This window comes from Thermodesulfobacteriota bacterium (genome assembly GCA_040753795.1).
Classification (GTDB): Bacteria; Desulfobacterota; Desulfobacteria; order Desulfobacterales; family Desulfosudaceae; genus JBFMDX01.
Map to the genome: position 1 here is coordinate 115,323 of JBFMDX010000001.1, position 13,766 is coordinate 129,088.

The following is a 13,766-nucleotide window of genomic DNA, read 5'->3' on the forward strand; positions in this document are numbered from 1 at the left end:
TCTCTCCTTGGGATTATTTTTCAGGATATCCGGTAATATCTCGTATCTCCTCATAAAGCGGCGCCAGGGCGTCGTACATCCGCTGATACACCCGGTCATACAACGCCTCATAAATCTCAACCGCCTCCGGATTGGGATCAAACTGTTTTTCGTGGGTAACCATGCCGTTGATGGCCTGGGGAAAGGAGTCGTAAAGTCCTGTCCCCACGGCGGTGACAATGGCCGCTCCCAGGCCCGATGTCTCGTGGGTTTTCCCCCGGACCATGGGCAGGTTGAAGATATCGGCCACAATTTTGCAGATTTCGTCGCTCTGGGAGGCGCCGCCGGACACGGCCGCTGACTGGGCCGACATTTTCCCGGCTTTTTCCATTTTTTCCAGCCCGTCCTTCAGGGCGAAGCCCAGCCCTTCAATGACGGCGCGGTAAATCATTCCTTTGGTATGCACGTCGCCGAAGCCGATCATGGCGCCCTTGGCGGCCGGGTGTTTGAGACCCGGGCTCCAGTAAGGCTGCACCACCAGGCCCATGGAGCCCGGCCGGGTCTGAGCCAGGTGCTGGTTTAAAACGACTTCGGCGGGGATGCCCTGCCGGGCGGCCTCCTGGACTTCCTCGTGGGCGAATTCGTTCTTGAACCAGGAGATCATCCAGAAGCCGCGGAAGATCTCCACTTCGGGATTGTAGTATCCGGGAATCGGGGCCGGGTAGGGCGGCATGAAGCGGATGGGCTCAAAATATCTGGCGGAAGTGGTCTGGACCGTGGCGGTGGTGCCGAAACTTAAGCTGACCATGGTCTGGTCGATGACGCCCGCGCCGATGGTTTCGCAGCCCTTGTCCGAGCCGCAGGCGATGACGGGAATCCCGGCCGCGAGCCCGGTGACCGCGGCCGCGGCATGGGTCACCTTGCCGATCGTTTCTCCGGGCATGACAATGTCCGGCAGCTTTTCCTTTTCCACGGGGAAGAACAGGGAGGAGGGGTCATATTTACCCGCCCACCTGATTTTTTTGTAATTGAAAGGGATATGGCCGATCTGAGATGCCGCGGAATCGGCAAACTCGCCCGTCAGGCGGAAGTTGAGAAACCCGGACACCTGCAGATACTTGTGGGTGGCTTCCCATATCTCCGGCTGGTTCTGGCGGATCCAGTTGCATTTGCCCTCGGCCTGAAGCTCGGCAATGGCTTCTTCCATATTAATAAGGCGTAAAACCGGCTTCAGGACGGCCGGGGGAACAAACGGCGGTTCGGCCTTGCGCTGGTCCAGCCAGATAATGGCCGGACGCAGGGGCATGCCGTTGCGGTCTACGTTGATCATGCTGGCCCGCTGGGAGGTGACGCCGATTCCGGCAACGGCCAAAAAATGATCCGGCGCGTCATTCTGCAGACGCCGGCAGGCCTGGCCGACACTGGTCCAGAACACCTCCGGGTCCTGTTCCGCCCAGCCGGGCTTGACGCTGTAGTAGGGCGCGTATTCGATCTGCGCCCTTGCCAGCATATCCCCGTTGACGGAAAAGAGCAGCGCCCGCAGGCTCTGGGTTCCGCAGTCGATGGATAGGAGCGTTTTATTCATTTTTTAACTCCTGTCTTTGGGAAATTGCTTGTTCGATTAATTTTATAATGGTTTAGTTGTTGAGGCGTTTAGTTGTTGAGAAGGATTCAGAGAATCAAGTAGCCTCACCCCTCAACTCCTCAACGGCGCGGAGCGCCATCTCAACCCACCGGCGGTCCGTAATATTTTTTCCACGTCTCGAGATAATGGTTTTTCTCGGTCTGCCACCGGGTCTCATCCCAGCCCAGGGAAGACCGGCACAGGGAACCGATTTTTTCAAGATGCGCGCTGCCGCCGTCCCTCGCCACCAGACCCAGGCGGACACGGCGCAGCAGCAGGTCGGTCAGGCGCCGGACCTGTTCGCTCCTGGCGGCATGGATCACTTCGCCCCACAAAATATTGGTCTCCGGGATCGTTTCGGCGGTGTTTTTCAGGCAGTAGTCAAGGATGGGGTCGGCCTGCTGCCCGTAGCGGCCGTAAAGCCGGCGCCGGGTATCCGGGGCAATGGACGCCGGCAGGTCCTGTCGCTGCTTCGGAGTAGTGAACACCGGTTCCCGGTCCGGAGGCAGGGTTTGTTTGGGAAGATACTCCCCGGCCTCTTTCAGCGCGTCTCTGGCCAGCAGCCGGAAGGTGGTCAGTTTCCCGCCGGTGACGGTGACCAGGCCGTTGTTTTTCCAGACCACATGCTCCCGTGATTCCTGGGAGGCCGCCTTGTGCCCGGTGCTGAGAACCGGCCTGACCCCGGCGATGGTGGCGATGGCGTCGGATTTTTTCAAGGGCAGATCCGGCATGATGAATTTGATCCCCTCCATCAGGTAATCGGCCTCCGCCGTGGAGATGGCCGGATTCAGGTTCATGTCCTGATCATGATCGATGTCGGTGGTGCCCAGGATGGCTACCCCCTCCCAGGGGAACATGAACACCGGCCGCTTGTCCGCCGGGTGCATGAAGCTGACGACGCTGTCCACCGGGAACAAGTCCTTGGGAAAAATCAGATGGCTGCCGCGCAGGGGGCGCAGGTGAAGCCCGTGCTGGGGCGACGGCTGAAGGGTTTCGGCCCAGGCGCCGGTGGCGTTGATGACCGCCCTGGTCCGCAATTCGGCTTCCTGGCCCGTCAGCGTGTCTTTTACCGTGACGCCGGAGACATTCCCCTGCCGGTCCCGGAGGATCTCCCGGACGCCGGCATAGTTGACGGCGCAGCCGCCGACCGCGATTGTTTCATTGATCAGCCGCAGGACCAGCCTGGCGTCGTCCACCTGGGCGTCCTTGAAATAAAATCCGCCGGCCAGGTGATGCTGACGCAGAAACGGAATGCGCCGGGTCATTTCTGCGGCGCTGTAACCGACGTGCTGTTTTTCCAGGGCCATCAGGCTGTAAACCATCAGGCCGATACCCATGATTTTTTTGGAAGGGCTGCGGTCCGTGAACAGGGGCATCAGGAAACCCAGGGGATCGATCAGCCCCGGCGCTTCGTTCAGCAGGCGCTGACGTTCCCTGACTGAGGCCCGGGTCAGCAGGGGCTTGCCTTCCTTAAGGTAACGCAGGCCCCCGTGCACCATTTTGGAAGACCGGCTGGAGGTGCCCCAGGCAAAATCCTGTTTCTCCACCAGCAGGGTCCGCAGCCCCATGCGCACGGCTTCGCGGAAAATGCCCGCGCCGGTGACGCCGCCGCCGACGACAATCAGATCCCAGTCCTTTTTAATATCGGTAAGATTCATGGCTATTGCTCCCTCGGATTTTCTTGAAACGTTTTCCATATTTTCAGGCTTTCCTCCATGGCCTTGCGGACAATGCCTTCGACCGTCGTTTTCCGGCGGATGGCCCGGTCCAGCTTGCGATAATATCCGGCCGAGGCCGCCCGTCCTTCCGGGAGGGTGAAATAGCGCTCGCCCAACGCTCTGAAAACCGGCGCGAAATCATTCAGAATCAGCGGACTGATCATGTTGTCGCTGAACTTGGCCATCAGAGATTGCAGCTCCCAGTCAAAGACGGAGTAATCCGCAGGGGATTGGCCGAGTGTTTCGGCCGTTTCCAGGTGCTTGAGGAATTGATCCGCATGATTTCGGATCGCCGTGCCGGCGCAGGCCGGCATGAAGACCGCCCGGGCCTGAAGCAGATGCGCGATAAATTCGCCCGGCAGGTAATCCGTAAAATTGACCAGGGTCTTGAGAATGCCCAGGCCGCCCTCCCGCCAGTAATGATTGACGACGGTTGGCTTACCATGCTGAATGGTGATCCAGCGATCGCCGGCCAGGCGCTGCAGAACTTCTCGCAGGGTCTGGCGGGTGACGTTCAATTGCTCGGCCAGCACCCGTTCCGCCGGCAGGGAGGATCCCGGCGGATAGGTTTCATCCAGAATGGCCGTCACCAGCCGGTGCTCGGCAAACTGGGCGGGACGGAAAATCGTTTTTTCGGTCTGAACCATTATTTCTCCTTACTGGTAGGAGGTCATACCAGATAGCCGGAGCGTTTGTCAAGGGAAAAAAAGCTCGACCCCTTGAATCCTATGCGTTAATTAAATTGGAGCGGACCAAACAATGAGAACAATAAAAAAAGGACGGATTTTCATGAAAACCAGTTTCGTTTATCCCATGATGATGCTGGCGGTTATTCTGGCCGGCTGCGCCGGGCGGACGCCGTCGCTGGGGGTGACCGGCGGGAGGCTGACACCCTGCCCGGATACGCCCAACTGCGTCAATAGCCAGGCACCGGATGACCGGCACTTTGTCGCGCCCATCTCCTATTCCTGCACCCGGGAGGAGGCCCGGCAACGCCTGCTGCAGATAGCGAAAACCACTTCCCGGACGCGACTCCTGGCGGAGGAAGCGGATTATGTGCGGGTTGAATATACCAGCCTGATTTTCCGGTTTGTCGATGACGTGGAGTTCTATTTTCCGGAGGAGCCGGTTATTCACGTCCGGTCGGCCTCCCGGCTGGGCTACTCGGACATGGGCGCCAATCGCCGGCGGGTCGAGCGCATCCGGGAACTTTTCTCCGGCACGGACAGCCAAAAATAAATTCGCGGTTTCTAAAAGATGGAGCGCTCAACCAGGATCGGAGCTATTTTGGCGCCATCATGTCCGACAGGCACTGGTACTCCATCTGCAGCGAATAATCAAACACCTGGTTGAGCATCCATTTGACGTAGAGGTTGACCGCTTTCTTGGTGGAGCGGATGGCCGGCTGGTGGCCCAGGCAGAGCTTGACGGCCATGTCCATCACCGCCCGGTCCAGATCCTCATGGGGCACGACCTGATTGAACAGGCCGATGCGCAGGGCCTCCTCGGCGCCGATGACCTCGCCGGTCATCAGCATCTCCTTGGCCTTGTTGACGCCGACCAGGATGGGCCAGATGACCGCGCCGCCGTCGCCGGCGGCCAGTCCCACCTTGACATGGGTGTCGCCGATTTTCGCCCGGTCCGAGGCGATAACGATGTCGGCGAACAGGGCCAGGGTGGCGCCGAGACCGGCAGCCGCGCCGTTGACTCCGGCAATGATGGGTCGGTCGATTTCCATGATGTTGACCAGCAGTTCCCGGGCTTCGGCAAACACCCGGTCCATGGCCGCCCGGTCCGGTATCGGCTCCTTCAGATCGGCGCCGGCGCAGAAGGCCTTGCCGGCGCCGGTGATGGTCACAACCTTGACCCCCTTGTCTTTGCGGATATCGGCGAAGATCTCGGTCAGTTCCGTGTGAAGCGCCGGTGTTACGGCGTTCATGCGGTCGGGCCGGTTCAGGGTCAGGCGAAGAATTTCGTCTTTGTTCTCTACGATAATATGCTGGTAGCGATTGTAATCCATGGTTTTCCTCCTGCCGCGGGTTTACGTTTTGAACCTGATGTATATCAGTAATGGATGTTATTTTCCACCTGGTTCCTGGCCGGTGCCCGGAAAACCGTTGACATGACAGGCCACCCTTGTTATGGATAATACTCATAAAACAGCTTGTTACCTTAATGGTATCCCATACAGACAGCCGTCAATCCCTCTTTAACGGACAGGAGCCGACCAATGAGCGACAAAGAAGCCGTGGAACAGAAGTTTAAACAGGCCGCCGGGCTGATCTCCAGCGCGGGCATGATCCCCTTTGCGATTACCGACACGCTGATGGAAATCATCCGGTTCTACCTGGATGAAGACGATGCCGATTTCATCAACGCCTCTTTTGACAGGAGCAAGTCGCTTTCCTACGATCAGCTCAAGGCCAAGACCGGGTTTTCGGATGAACGCATCCGGACCAAAACCGAATCGCTGGCAAAAAAAGGCATTATCTTCAACCAGCCCAACACCCAGGGCGTCATCGTCTACAAGCTGCTGCCCCTGATTCTGGTGGGGACTTTTGAATACACTTTCATGACCAGGCTGCCGGAAGGCAAAGAGCGGGAACCCCTGGGGAAAATCGCCCGGCTCTATCACCAATTGCTGACGGAACTGCGCGACAACATGCAACGCAGCTATGATAGCCTGCTGCCCATCTTCGAGCACCAGCCGCCGGTCGACCGGACCGTGCCTGTTCGCACCACCGAAGACGGCCGGACCATCAATATCGTGGTCGACAAGTCCATCAAGGCCGAGGACACGGTCCTGCCGGCCCAGACGGTCGAGGAGATTATCGCCAAGTTTGACGACATCGCCGTGGGCTACTGCTTCTGCCGTAACTACAACAAGGTCCTGGGCCATGACTGTGAAATCAAGGCGCCCAACGAAGTCTGTTTTACCTTCGGAAAATCCGCCCGACATACGGTGGCCCAGGGGTTTGCCCGGGCGGTGTCCAAAGCGGAGGCCCTGGCCATCATGAAGCAGGCCGAAGAGGGCGGACTGGTTCACAAGGCCTTTCACAACGGCTCCAATATTAATAAGGAAGAAAACAGCATCTGCAACTGCTGCAAGGACTGCTGCGACACCTTCACCCTGTGGCGCAACGGCGCCGTCCCCATGGTCAACTCCACCAATTATCTTTCCGTCATCGACGCCGACGCCTGCACCGGCTGCGGCATTTGCGTGGAACGGTGCCCGGTCGACGCCATATCGTTAAATAGCGACAGCGTCGCGGTCCGCGTAGAGCAATACTGCATCGGCTGCGGTATCTGCGCCCGGTTCTGCCCGGCCGACGCTATTTCCCTGAAGGAAGGGGCGCGGCGTGTTTATGTGCCGCCTCCGCGCCTGCGAGTATAAAAACTATTCATGAAAGGAGACGTCCATGAACACTTCAAAATTGATCGGGTTGCTGCTGGTCACAGCTATCGCTGTCTTTGCTTTTCCCGCCGCCGCCCTGGCGGATGATGTCGAGACGTATATCAATGAGGGCCTGAAGTATTACAAGGAAGGCAAGTTTTCCGAGGCGGTTTCCAGTTTGAGCGCCGCCGAACAGCTCATCCAGCAGAAGAAAAGCAGCGGCCTGGAAGGCTTTCTGCCCAAGCCCCTGGCCGGATGGGAGGCGGAGGACGCTACTTCCCAGGCCGCGCCCGCCGCGTTTCTGGGCGGCGGCATTACGGCCGAACGCAGTTATACGAAAGGCGACAGCTCTGTCCGGGTTCAGATCATGGCCGATTCACCCATGCTCCAGAGCGCGCTGATGATGATCTCCAATCCCATGTACGCCACGGCCGACGGCGGCAAGCTGGAGCGCATCGGCAACCAGAAGGCCGTTATAAAATTTGATGCCGCTGATAAATCGGGTAACCTTCAGCTGGTCGCGGCCAACCGTTTTCTGGTGCAGATCGAAGGCAGCAACATCACGGCTCAAGAGCTCAAGGATTATGCCGCTGCCATCGATTATGACAAGCTGGCGACCCTTCCCTGATTCGTAAGACAGGCCAATGACCTTTTTCGGGACGACCATCGGCCCCCTTCGGCGCCGGGCGTTTCAAACCGCCGTTCTGCTGGTTCTGCTTCTCCTGGCCGGACTGCCGGACGGGCGCTGCGGCGAGGTCCGGGGCGAAACGTCATGGCATATCGAGGCCGAGCGCTGGCCGGCGGCCGAGGCGATTTTCCGTTCCGATCCCCGCTGGCTGGGCGGCGACGGGGCCTCCTCTGTGGACCTGGGTGGAAACCGGGTGCTCTGGCTTTTCGGCGACAGCTTTGTCGCTCCTGCCGGGATCAGCGACAGAAAATCCTCCGCCCTGGTGCGTAACAGCATCGCCGTCCAGACCGGTTATGACCCCGCCCTTGCTTCCATGGCCTTTGCCTGGAAAACAGAGCCCGGCGGCCCGGTCGCCTTTTTTCATAAAAAAGGGGAAACCTGGTACTGGCCGTCCTCGGGAATTATGCTGGGCCGGTCTCTGCTGGTATTTCTGATGGAAATCCGGCCCGCGGAAAACGCCCTGGGCTTTGAGTCCTGCGGCTGGAAGGCGGCCTGGGTCAGCAATCCCGGAGACCCGCCGGACCGATGGCGGATGACATGGCTGATCAGCCCCCAGTACCGGGAACTGGTGGCGGGGGTCGGCAGCCCGATCCTGGAAAACGGTTTCCTTCAGACCTTTGCCGCCGACGGCAGCGATCGCACGATTTACCTGGTCCGTTGGCCCGAGGCGGCGGCCCGGGCCGGTACCCTCACCGCACCGCAATGGTGGACGGGAGCCGTTTCAGGGTGGGCTGGCGGCGAGGATGACACTCGGCCGCCCCGGCCTGTATTTACCGACGGCCAGATGGAATTTACCGTGGTAAGGAAGCCTCCGGCGGGGGATTTTTTTCGCGTTCAGACCGCCAGCTTTCTGAACCCCTGCCTGGCCGCATCAACGGCGCCCTGCCTTTTCGGGCCCTGGACCACGGCCATCTGTTTTTTTTCACCCCCCGAGCAGGGGAATCCGGAACTGCTGATTTACGCCGGGAAGTTTCACCCCATGCTGCGCGGGGCGGACATGGTCTTTTCTTACGTGATCAATACCACCAGCGCCGACCGGCTTTTTTCCGACATGACCATTTATTTCCCTGTTATGCTGAAAGGCCGGATCGTGAAACAAAGCGCACCCGGCGGCTGTAAGCATTGATCTGACCGCGGCGACAAGACGCCGGGCACCAATGCCGGGGGAAGATTCAGGTTTCCTTGCACCAGAGAACGCAGGGGCGACGCGCCGTGCCCCTGCCGGGCAACGCCTTTCTACATGTTACAAAGACATCCCTTTGCTTTAATCCGGTATAATGGCTTGCTTTTTCCGGCGGTTTTGGGCAAAAAGGAGCTCATCATTATTAATTACCGGGTACGGGCATATATTTTTGATTGAAACCATTTTATCGCAGCTTCATAAAACTACAGTATCCATACAGAAAGGAAAAAGAGATGAACATTAAACTGGACACCAGCATGGGTGAGATCGAACTGGAGATTTTCGAGGACAAGGCCCCCAAGACAGCCGCCAACTTTATCAGTTACGTCAAGTCGGGCCATTACGACGGTACCATTTTTCACCGGGTCATTGACGGGTTCATGATCCAGGGCGGCGGCATGACCGCGGAAATGAAGGAAAAAGCCACCGGTGCGCCCATTCCCAACGAAGCGGACAACGGGTTGACGAACGACGCTTACACCGTTGCCATGGCCCGTACTTCGGACCCGAACAGCGCCACGGCCCAGTTTTTTATCAACGTCAAGAAGAACGATTTTTTAAACTATAAATCCAAGACCCCGCAGGGATGGGGCTACGCGGTTTTCGGCAAGGTCGTCAAAGGCCAGGGCGTGGTCAATAAAATCAAGGGCGTACCCACGGGCAGAAAAGGCATGCACGAGGACGTTCCCCAGACACCGGTCGTGATCAACAAGGCCGAAGTCGTGGAAGCCCCGTAACCCGGTGGATGATGAATCAGGCCGATCTGACGCCGGTCTGCGACCGGCTGTTTATCGTCGACACCCCCACCCGGGGCCGATTCCCCATGGCCTGCTCATTCCTCGTTCTTGGCTCCCGGGTGCGGGCCCTGATCGATACCGGATGCGGGCCGGAGGCCTGCCGGGAAGTGCTGGCGGCTTTCGACGTGGACGTGGTCATCAATTCTCACTGCCATCCCGATCATGTTTCCGGCAATCACCTGTTTGCGGGAAGGGAGTTGTGGGTTCCCGAACAGCGGGTGGGGGAAGTCGGCGCCGTCAGCCGCCTGTGCCGCCGTCTGGTGGGCCCTGATCCCGGGGTCATGGCCGCCTGGGATTTTTTCGCCCGCCAGGGGCTGGGCATGAGGGATTATCACCCGACAAAAACCTTCCGGGATGGTGATATGTTGGACTTCGGTGGTTTAACGCTCCTGGCGGTTCACACGCCCGGTCACCTTGACGACCACTACTGCTTCCTGGAACCGGATGAGAACGTCCTGCTTTCCTTTGATATCGATCTGACGGGTTTTGGCCCTTTTTACGGCAATCCGGAATCGGACATCGCCCTTTTCAGAGACTCCCTAGACAGGATCATGGATCTGCGGCCCCGGGTTGTGGCCAGCTCCCACCGGCTGCCGGTGACCGAACATGTCATGGACGAACTGGCCGCCTTCAGGGAGAAATTTAACAGAAACGCGACGCGGGTGGCTGCGGCGCTGGATGTTCCCCGCACCCTTGACGAGATCTGTGGTTTGAAGCCCGTGTTCGGAAAATATATTCCCGGCCTGGAAGTGATTTATTCTTTTTTTGAGCGGTGCATGGTGGAAAAGCATCTGGAAGAGATGATCCGGCAGGGCCGCATGCAATTCCGGGAAGGAAAATATTCGGTATAGAAGGAGCGCCCATGCGCGAAGACCGGATCCGCTGGAACAGAAAATACGCCGAAAGGGATTGGCCCGCCGAGCCGTCCGAAATCGTGCGACGTTTTCACCGTCTGGCTGAATCGGGCCTGGCCCTGGACATCGGCGCGGGAACCGGCCGGAACGCGCTGTTTCTGGCCGGCCGGGGGTTTGATGTGGTGGCGGCCGACATCGCCGAAGACGGGCTGCGGCGCGTGGCCGGCGTCCACGAAAACGTCCACCCCCTGTGCGTCGACCTGGATGTTTACGATATTCCGGAGGGCCGGTTTCAGCTTATCGTCAACATCATGTTTTTAAGCCGCCGCCTTTTCCCCCATATCATTCACGGGCTGGCGCCCGGCGGCCTGTTGATTTTTGAAACTGTCATCGATTTTCCGGGGAGCGGTGGCCGCCGGCACTCACGGGATTTCCGCCTCGATGAGAACGAACTGCTGCGAGCGTTCCTGCCGCTTCACGTCCTTTATTATGAAGAAACGGAAAAAGCCACGGATGAGGGTGTGGCGCGTATAGCGGCGCTGGTCGCCAGAAAGAAATAAAATATCCATCCGTTATCGGGAGATGATCATGGAATTTACCCGGGAAATGATCGATCTGGTGAATCAGAACCCCCTCTATCAGGCCATGGGAATCCGGATTGAATCGGCCGAAGAGGGGGAAGTGACCGCGCGCCTTGAGCCGACGCCGTCCATGTGCTGGCCCTTTCCCGGGCAGCCCCACGGCGGGGTGCTGTTCACGCTCATGGATACCACCATGGCCTGGGCCGCCATCTCCGCCCAGGAGGAGGCGGGTTCCTGCACGACCATTCACCTGGATATCCAGTATACCCACCCCGCCCGGGGACCGGCTTTTTCCTGCCGGGCCGAGGTCGTGTCCCGGACAAAGCGGATCAGTTTCATCAAAGCGGCCATCCATGACCCGGACGGGCTGATGCTGGCCATGGGGCAGGGCACTTACCGTCTTATCAAGGGAACTATTGTCTGATGATCGCGCAGCCCCTTCTGCCGGGGGTTGCCTTTTGAGGCGGAGAAATCGTTATGGATACCAGAAGATCATTTCTTATCAAGGGGGTGGCCGGATGCCTGGCGATCATGCTGCCGGCCGGGACGGCGGGTTGCTCCCCGGTTAAATCCCATCCCGGCCTCAAAACCCGTTCTCCCCGCCGGGCACTGGTTGCCTGGTACAGTCAGACGGGGCATACCCGGCGGATCGGCAAAATTATCGGAAGCGAATGGATCCGGGCCGGGCTGTCCGTTGACCTGACCGATTACCGCGACATCAATTCTTCCGACCTGGCCGGCTACGACCTGATCGCGCTGGGCACGCCCGTTTATTATATGGATGTGCCCGTCAACCTCCGCCGCTGGATCCGGGCCCTGCCTTCCCTGGCAGGCATTCCGGTGGCGGCTTATGTGACCTATGGCGGTCATGGTGACGGCCAGCATCATACCGCCTGCGGGCTACTGGAGGAACTGGCCCGAAAGGGCGCCGTTCCCGGGGGCATGGACACATACGGTAACATGTCGACTTTTGCGCCGACCTGGTCCATGGGAAATGAAAAACGGACATTAAAATATAAAGACCGGCCGAATGAACAAACTTACGCCCGGGCGCGGCGGTTTGCCGCCGATTTGCTCGAGAAGGTCCGCGCGGGCCAGAGCCATGAAATCGACCGGGAGTTCGGGCTGGACTCCCTGACCCGATTGCTGCCCCAGGTCTGGTTTACCCGGCTGATGATTGGCCGGCATTATATTGATAAAGATACCTGCATTGAATGCGGCTTATGCCGGGACAACTGCCCCGTCGATGCCATCGACCTGTCCGAAAAAACGATCGATCGCGACCGCTGCCTGGTCTGCCTCGGCTGCGTCAATAACTGCCCGGCCGGGGCCGTCAGGATGACGTTCATGGGCAGCGATGTTTACGGCTTTCAGGAATTTCTCAAGCGCAACAACATCACCATTCTCGAGCCGCAGTTGTAAAACGGACATATTATCCCGATTCCAAATCAAAGATGATCTCAAGGCGGCCAGGAGGAGGCGACGCAAACGTATTGTAATAAGCCGAGGAGCCGACGAAGAGAGGGCTTTGATTTGGAATCGGGATTATGTATAGCTGTGGGTGCCGGCGATAACCTTGATCCCGAACTTATCCTCCAGGGCTTTGGCCATTTCTTCCGGGTTCGTGTAGGGGCAACCGGGAACCGCCTTGGCCATGCAGGAACTCAAGTGAATCGCGTCCGGCTTTATCTCCAGAGCCTTGATGGCCATGCCCACGTTGGCGACCGTCGGCCGGCCCGGGCAGGTGCATTTGACAAAGGCCAGCACCTGGGCCGGTTCGCCGAAAGAGCCGTCACCCATGGCTGCCGCTTTCAGGCAGCGCCATTCTCCGGGGCAGCCATAGCCGTTATCCATGTATGCGCCGCAGGCCACTACGACTACTTTTTTCATGTTGTTCCCTTTCATTTTGCTCGCTCTTGATGTCAGTCCGGGATGTCCGGTTTCGGTGCACCGTTCCCGGCGTGTTTGTTATGAGCATATTCTCAAAAAAATAAACAAAATACCATCTTTTTGTGGTTTGTCAATAAATAGTCTTGGTGCCGGATATGGCGCGGGAGGCCTTTTTACTTCCACTCATAGGCGACCCAGGGAATGGAGTCGTATAATTGATCATCGATGGTCAGTTCCAGCGAGCAGGCGCCGTGTTCCCCTTTCCCCTTAAAGGTAATGGCGGCAATTATCTGATCGAAGGTCAGAAAAACGATGGTGTAGTTTCTGGCGATCATGTGCATGACGTTGTTTTCGCGGTCCATGATTTCGGTGCGGATGTCCATATGCTTTCGCGCCGCGATGCTGTGGACAAAACCTTCGATGCAGGCGCTGTAGGGTTCGGTGTATTCAACCAGAACCGTTTCTCCGGGCGGAAGCCCCTCCGGCTTCAGCGGCTGCGAAGGGTAGACGCCGGAGACCGTTATCGGGTTGCCGGTGGCGGCGTCGAGCATCTTCACCTCGCCGCCTGTGAAGACAAAGTCCATGCCACGGGTGCACAGGCTGATCATGTCTCCGGCAAAGGGTTTCCAGAGCCAGGCGGGAATGTCCGGGGAGACCAGGTCGATTTTCATGGCGTCCGATCCCTTCATGGGGCAGGAAAAACTGATCCGGAAATGATCGATGAAGGTGGTGCCCGTGTTTTTCACGGCCACGAAACCCGTCCAGTCTTCCAGGAAGGGGCGAACCGAGAGTCCGCTCCTCTTTCTTTCTCCGTTCATGACCGCGCCGCAGTCCGTGATGGCGGCGCTGATCAAAATCGGTTGCGTCCCTTCCGGTTGGCCGGTATTCTCTTCCGCGACGGTTGGAAAGGCCGCCGCAACCAGAAATATGGAACAGAGAAGCACGCAGATTTTCGACGGCCAAAATATCTTCGTCACTGCCGGTAAGGTGGTTATGGTTTTATTTTTTGGCAAACGACCGCACCGGTCGAACAGAAATATCCCCCGCATGTGCAATTT

15 protein-coding genes are annotated in these 13,766 nt (G+C 58.4%); 9 read left to right on the top strand and 6 right to left on the bottom strand.

Features of this window, described 5'->3' with window-relative positions:
• Positions 1 to 13: 13 nt before the first annotated feature.
• From AB1724_00585 to fadR, 3 genes are all read right to left on the bottom strand, one after another.
• Positions 14 to 1,564 (bottom strand): FGGY-family carbohydrate kinase, encoded by a 1,551-nt coding sequence (locus AB1724_00585; GenBank protein MEW6076284.1) that lies wholly within the window; start codon positions 1,562 to 1,564, stop codon positions 14 to 16.
• A gap of 140 nt (positions 1,565 to 1,704) precedes the next feature.
• Positions 1,705 to 3,300 (bottom strand): glycerol-3-phosphate dehydrogenase/oxidase, encoded by a 1,596-nt coding sequence (locus AB1724_00590; GenBank protein ID MEW6076285.1) that lies wholly within the window; start codon positions 3,298 to 3,300, stop codon positions 1,705 to 1,707.
• Positions 3,264 to 3,968, bottom strand: a complete 705-nt coding sequence (gene fadR, locus AB1724_00595) for a fatty acid metabolism transcriptional regulator FadR (protein MEW6076286.1) — start codon at positions 3,966 to 3,968, stop codon at positions 3,264 to 3,266. Before fadR ends, AB1724_00590 begins: the two co-directional genes overlap by 37 nt.
• A 142-nt stretch (positions 3,969 to 4,110) precedes the next feature.
• Here fadR and AB1724_00600 point away from each other — a divergent pair, with 142 nt between their 5' ends.
• Positions 4,111 to 4,560, top strand: coding sequence for a DUF1499 domain-containing protein (locus AB1724_00600; GenBank protein MEW6076287.1), 450 nt, complete (start codon positions 4,111 to 4,113; stop codon positions 4,558 to 4,560).
• Between the two features lie 43 nt (positions 4,561 to 4,603).
• Here the strand turns inward: AB1724_00600 and AB1724_00605 are convergent, their stop codons facing one another.
• Positions 4,604 to 5,341 (bottom strand): enoyl-CoA hydratase-related protein, encoded by a 738-nt coding sequence (locus AB1724_00605; protein MEW6076288.1) that lies wholly within the window; start codon positions 5,339 to 5,341, stop codon positions 4,604 to 4,606.
• Positions 5,342 to 5,551: 210 nt separating this feature from the next.
• Here AB1724_00605 and AB1724_00610 point away from each other — a divergent pair, with 210 nt between their 5' ends.
• The 8 genes from AB1724_00610 (at position 5,552) to AB1724_00645 (ending at position 12,240) form a co-directional block, all read left to right on the top strand.
• A complete protein-coding gene (locus AB1724_00610) occupies positions 5,552 to 6,715 on the top strand; it encodes a 4Fe-4S binding protein (protein ID MEW6076289.1) in 1,164 nt (387 codons plus the stop codon).
• 25 nt (positions 6,716 to 6,740) lie between these two features.
• Entirely contained in the window at positions 6,741 to 7,343 is a 603-nt protein-coding gene (locus tag AB1724_00615; GenBank protein ID MEW6076290.1) for a hypothetical protein, read from the top strand.
• 16 nt (positions 7,344 to 7,359) lie between these two features.
• Positions 7,360 to 8,529, top strand: a complete 1,170-nt coding sequence (locus AB1724_00620) for a hypothetical protein (GenBank protein ID MEW6076291.1) — start codon at positions 7,360 to 7,362, stop codon at positions 8,527 to 8,529.
• 290 nt (positions 8,530 to 8,819) lie between these two features.
• Positions 8,820 to 9,323, top strand: a complete 504-nt coding sequence (locus AB1724_00625) for a peptidylprolyl isomerase (GenBank protein ID MEW6076292.1) — start codon at positions 8,820 to 8,822, stop codon at positions 9,321 to 9,323.
• Positions 9,324 to 9,331: 8 nt separating this feature from the next.
• Positions 9,332 to 10,234 (top strand): MBL fold metallo-hydrolase, encoded by a 903-nt coding sequence (locus AB1724_00630; protein ID MEW6076293.1) that lies wholly within the window; start codon positions 9,332 to 9,334, stop codon positions 10,232 to 10,234.
• A gap of 11 nt (positions 10,235 to 10,245) precedes the next feature.
• Positions 10,246 to 10,797, top strand: a complete 552-nt coding sequence (locus tag AB1724_00635) for a methyltransferase domain-containing protein (GenBank protein MEW6076294.1) — start codon at positions 10,246 to 10,248, stop codon at positions 10,795 to 10,797.
• Positions 10,798 to 10,825: 28 nt separating this feature from the next.
• Positions 10,826 to 11,242, top strand: coding sequence for a PaaI family thioesterase (locus AB1724_00640; GenBank protein MEW6076295.1), 417 nt, complete (start codon positions 10,826 to 10,828; stop codon positions 11,240 to 11,242).
• 53 nt (positions 11,243 to 11,295) lie between these two features.
• Positions 11,296 to 12,240 carry an EFR1 family ferrodoxin gene (locus AB1724_00645; protein MEW6076296.1) on the top strand — a complete coding sequence of 315 codons (945 nt, stop codon included), beginning with the start codon at positions 11,296 to 11,298 and terminating at the stop codon, positions 12,238 to 12,240.
• Between the two features lie 123 nt (positions 12,241 to 12,363).
• On the opposite strand, the gene AB1724_00650 is transcribed toward AB1724_00645, so the two are convergent.
• Both AB1724_00650 and AB1724_00655 read right to left on the bottom strand, forming a co-directional pair.
• On the bottom strand, positions 12,364 to 12,708 hold the full coding sequence (locus AB1724_00650; GenBank protein MEW6076297.1) for a CGGC domain-containing protein: 345 nt from the start codon (positions 12,706 to 12,708) through the stop codon (positions 12,364 to 12,366).
• A 173-nt stretch (positions 12,709 to 12,881) separates the two neighbouring features.
• On the bottom strand, positions 12,882 to 13,652 hold the full coding sequence (locus AB1724_00655) for a hypothetical protein (GenBank protein ID MEW6076298.1): 771 nt from the start codon (positions 13,650 to 13,652) through the stop codon (positions 12,882 to 12,884).
• Positions 13,653 to 13,766: the final 114 nt, after the last annotated feature.

What these genes read in the sequence shown, in the direction of transcription:
- AB1724_00605 (MEW6076288.1), bottom strand. Translation starts at nt 5,341, where the DNA reads ATGGATTACAATCGCTACCAGCATATTATCGTAGAGAACAAAGACGAA.
- AB1724_00590 (MEW6076285.1), bottom strand. Translation starts at nt 3,300, where the DNA reads ATGGAAAACGTTTCAAGAAAATCCGAGGGAGCAATAGCCATGAATCTT.
- fadR (MEW6076286.1), bottom strand. Translation starts at nt 3,968, where the DNA reads ATGGTTCAGACCGAAAAAACGATTTTCCGTCCCGCCCAGTTTGCCGAG.
- AB1724_00620 (MEW6076291.1), top strand. Translation starts at nt 7,360, where the DNA reads ATGACCTTTTTCGGGACGACCATCGGCCCCCTTCGGCGCCGGGCGTTT.
- AB1724_00635 (MEW6076294.1), top strand. Translation starts at nt 10,246, where the DNA reads ATGCGCGAAGACCGGATCCGCTGGAACAGAAAATACGCCGAAAGGGAT.
- AB1724_00650 (MEW6076297.1), bottom strand. Translation starts at nt 12,708, where the DNA reads ATGAAAAAAGTAGTCGTAGTGGCCTGCGGCGCATACATGGATAACGGC.
- AB1724_00640 (MEW6076295.1), top strand. Translation starts at nt 10,826, where the DNA reads ATGGAATTTACCCGGGAAATGATCGATCTGGTGAATCAGAACCCCCTC.
- AB1724_00585 (MEW6076284.1), bottom strand. Translation starts at nt 1,564, where the DNA reads ATGAATAAAACGCTCCTATCCATCGACTGCGGAACCCAGAGCCTGCGG.
- AB1724_00625 (MEW6076292.1), top strand. Translation starts at nt 8,820, where the DNA reads ATGAACATTAAACTGGACACCAGCATGGGTGAGATCGAACTGGAGATT.
- AB1724_00630 (MEW6076293.1), top strand. Translation starts at nt 9,332, where the DNA reads ATGATGAATCAGGCCGATCTGACGCCGGTCTGCGACCGGCTGTTTATC.
- AB1724_00645 (MEW6076296.1), top strand. Translation starts at nt 11,296, where the DNA reads ATGGATACCAGAAGATCATTTCTTATCAAGGGGGTGGCCGGATGCCTG.
- AB1724_00610 (MEW6076289.1), top strand. Translation starts at nt 5,552, where the DNA reads ATGAGCGACAAAGAAGCCGTGGAACAGAAGTTTAAACAGGCCGCCGGG.
- AB1724_00615 (MEW6076290.1), top strand. Translation starts at nt 6,741, where the DNA reads ATGAACACTTCAAAATTGATCGGGTTGCTGCTGGTCACAGCTATCGCT.
- AB1724_00600 (MEW6076287.1), top strand. Translation starts at nt 4,111, where the DNA reads ATGAAAACCAGTTTCGTTTATCCCATGATGATGCTGGCGGTTATTCTG.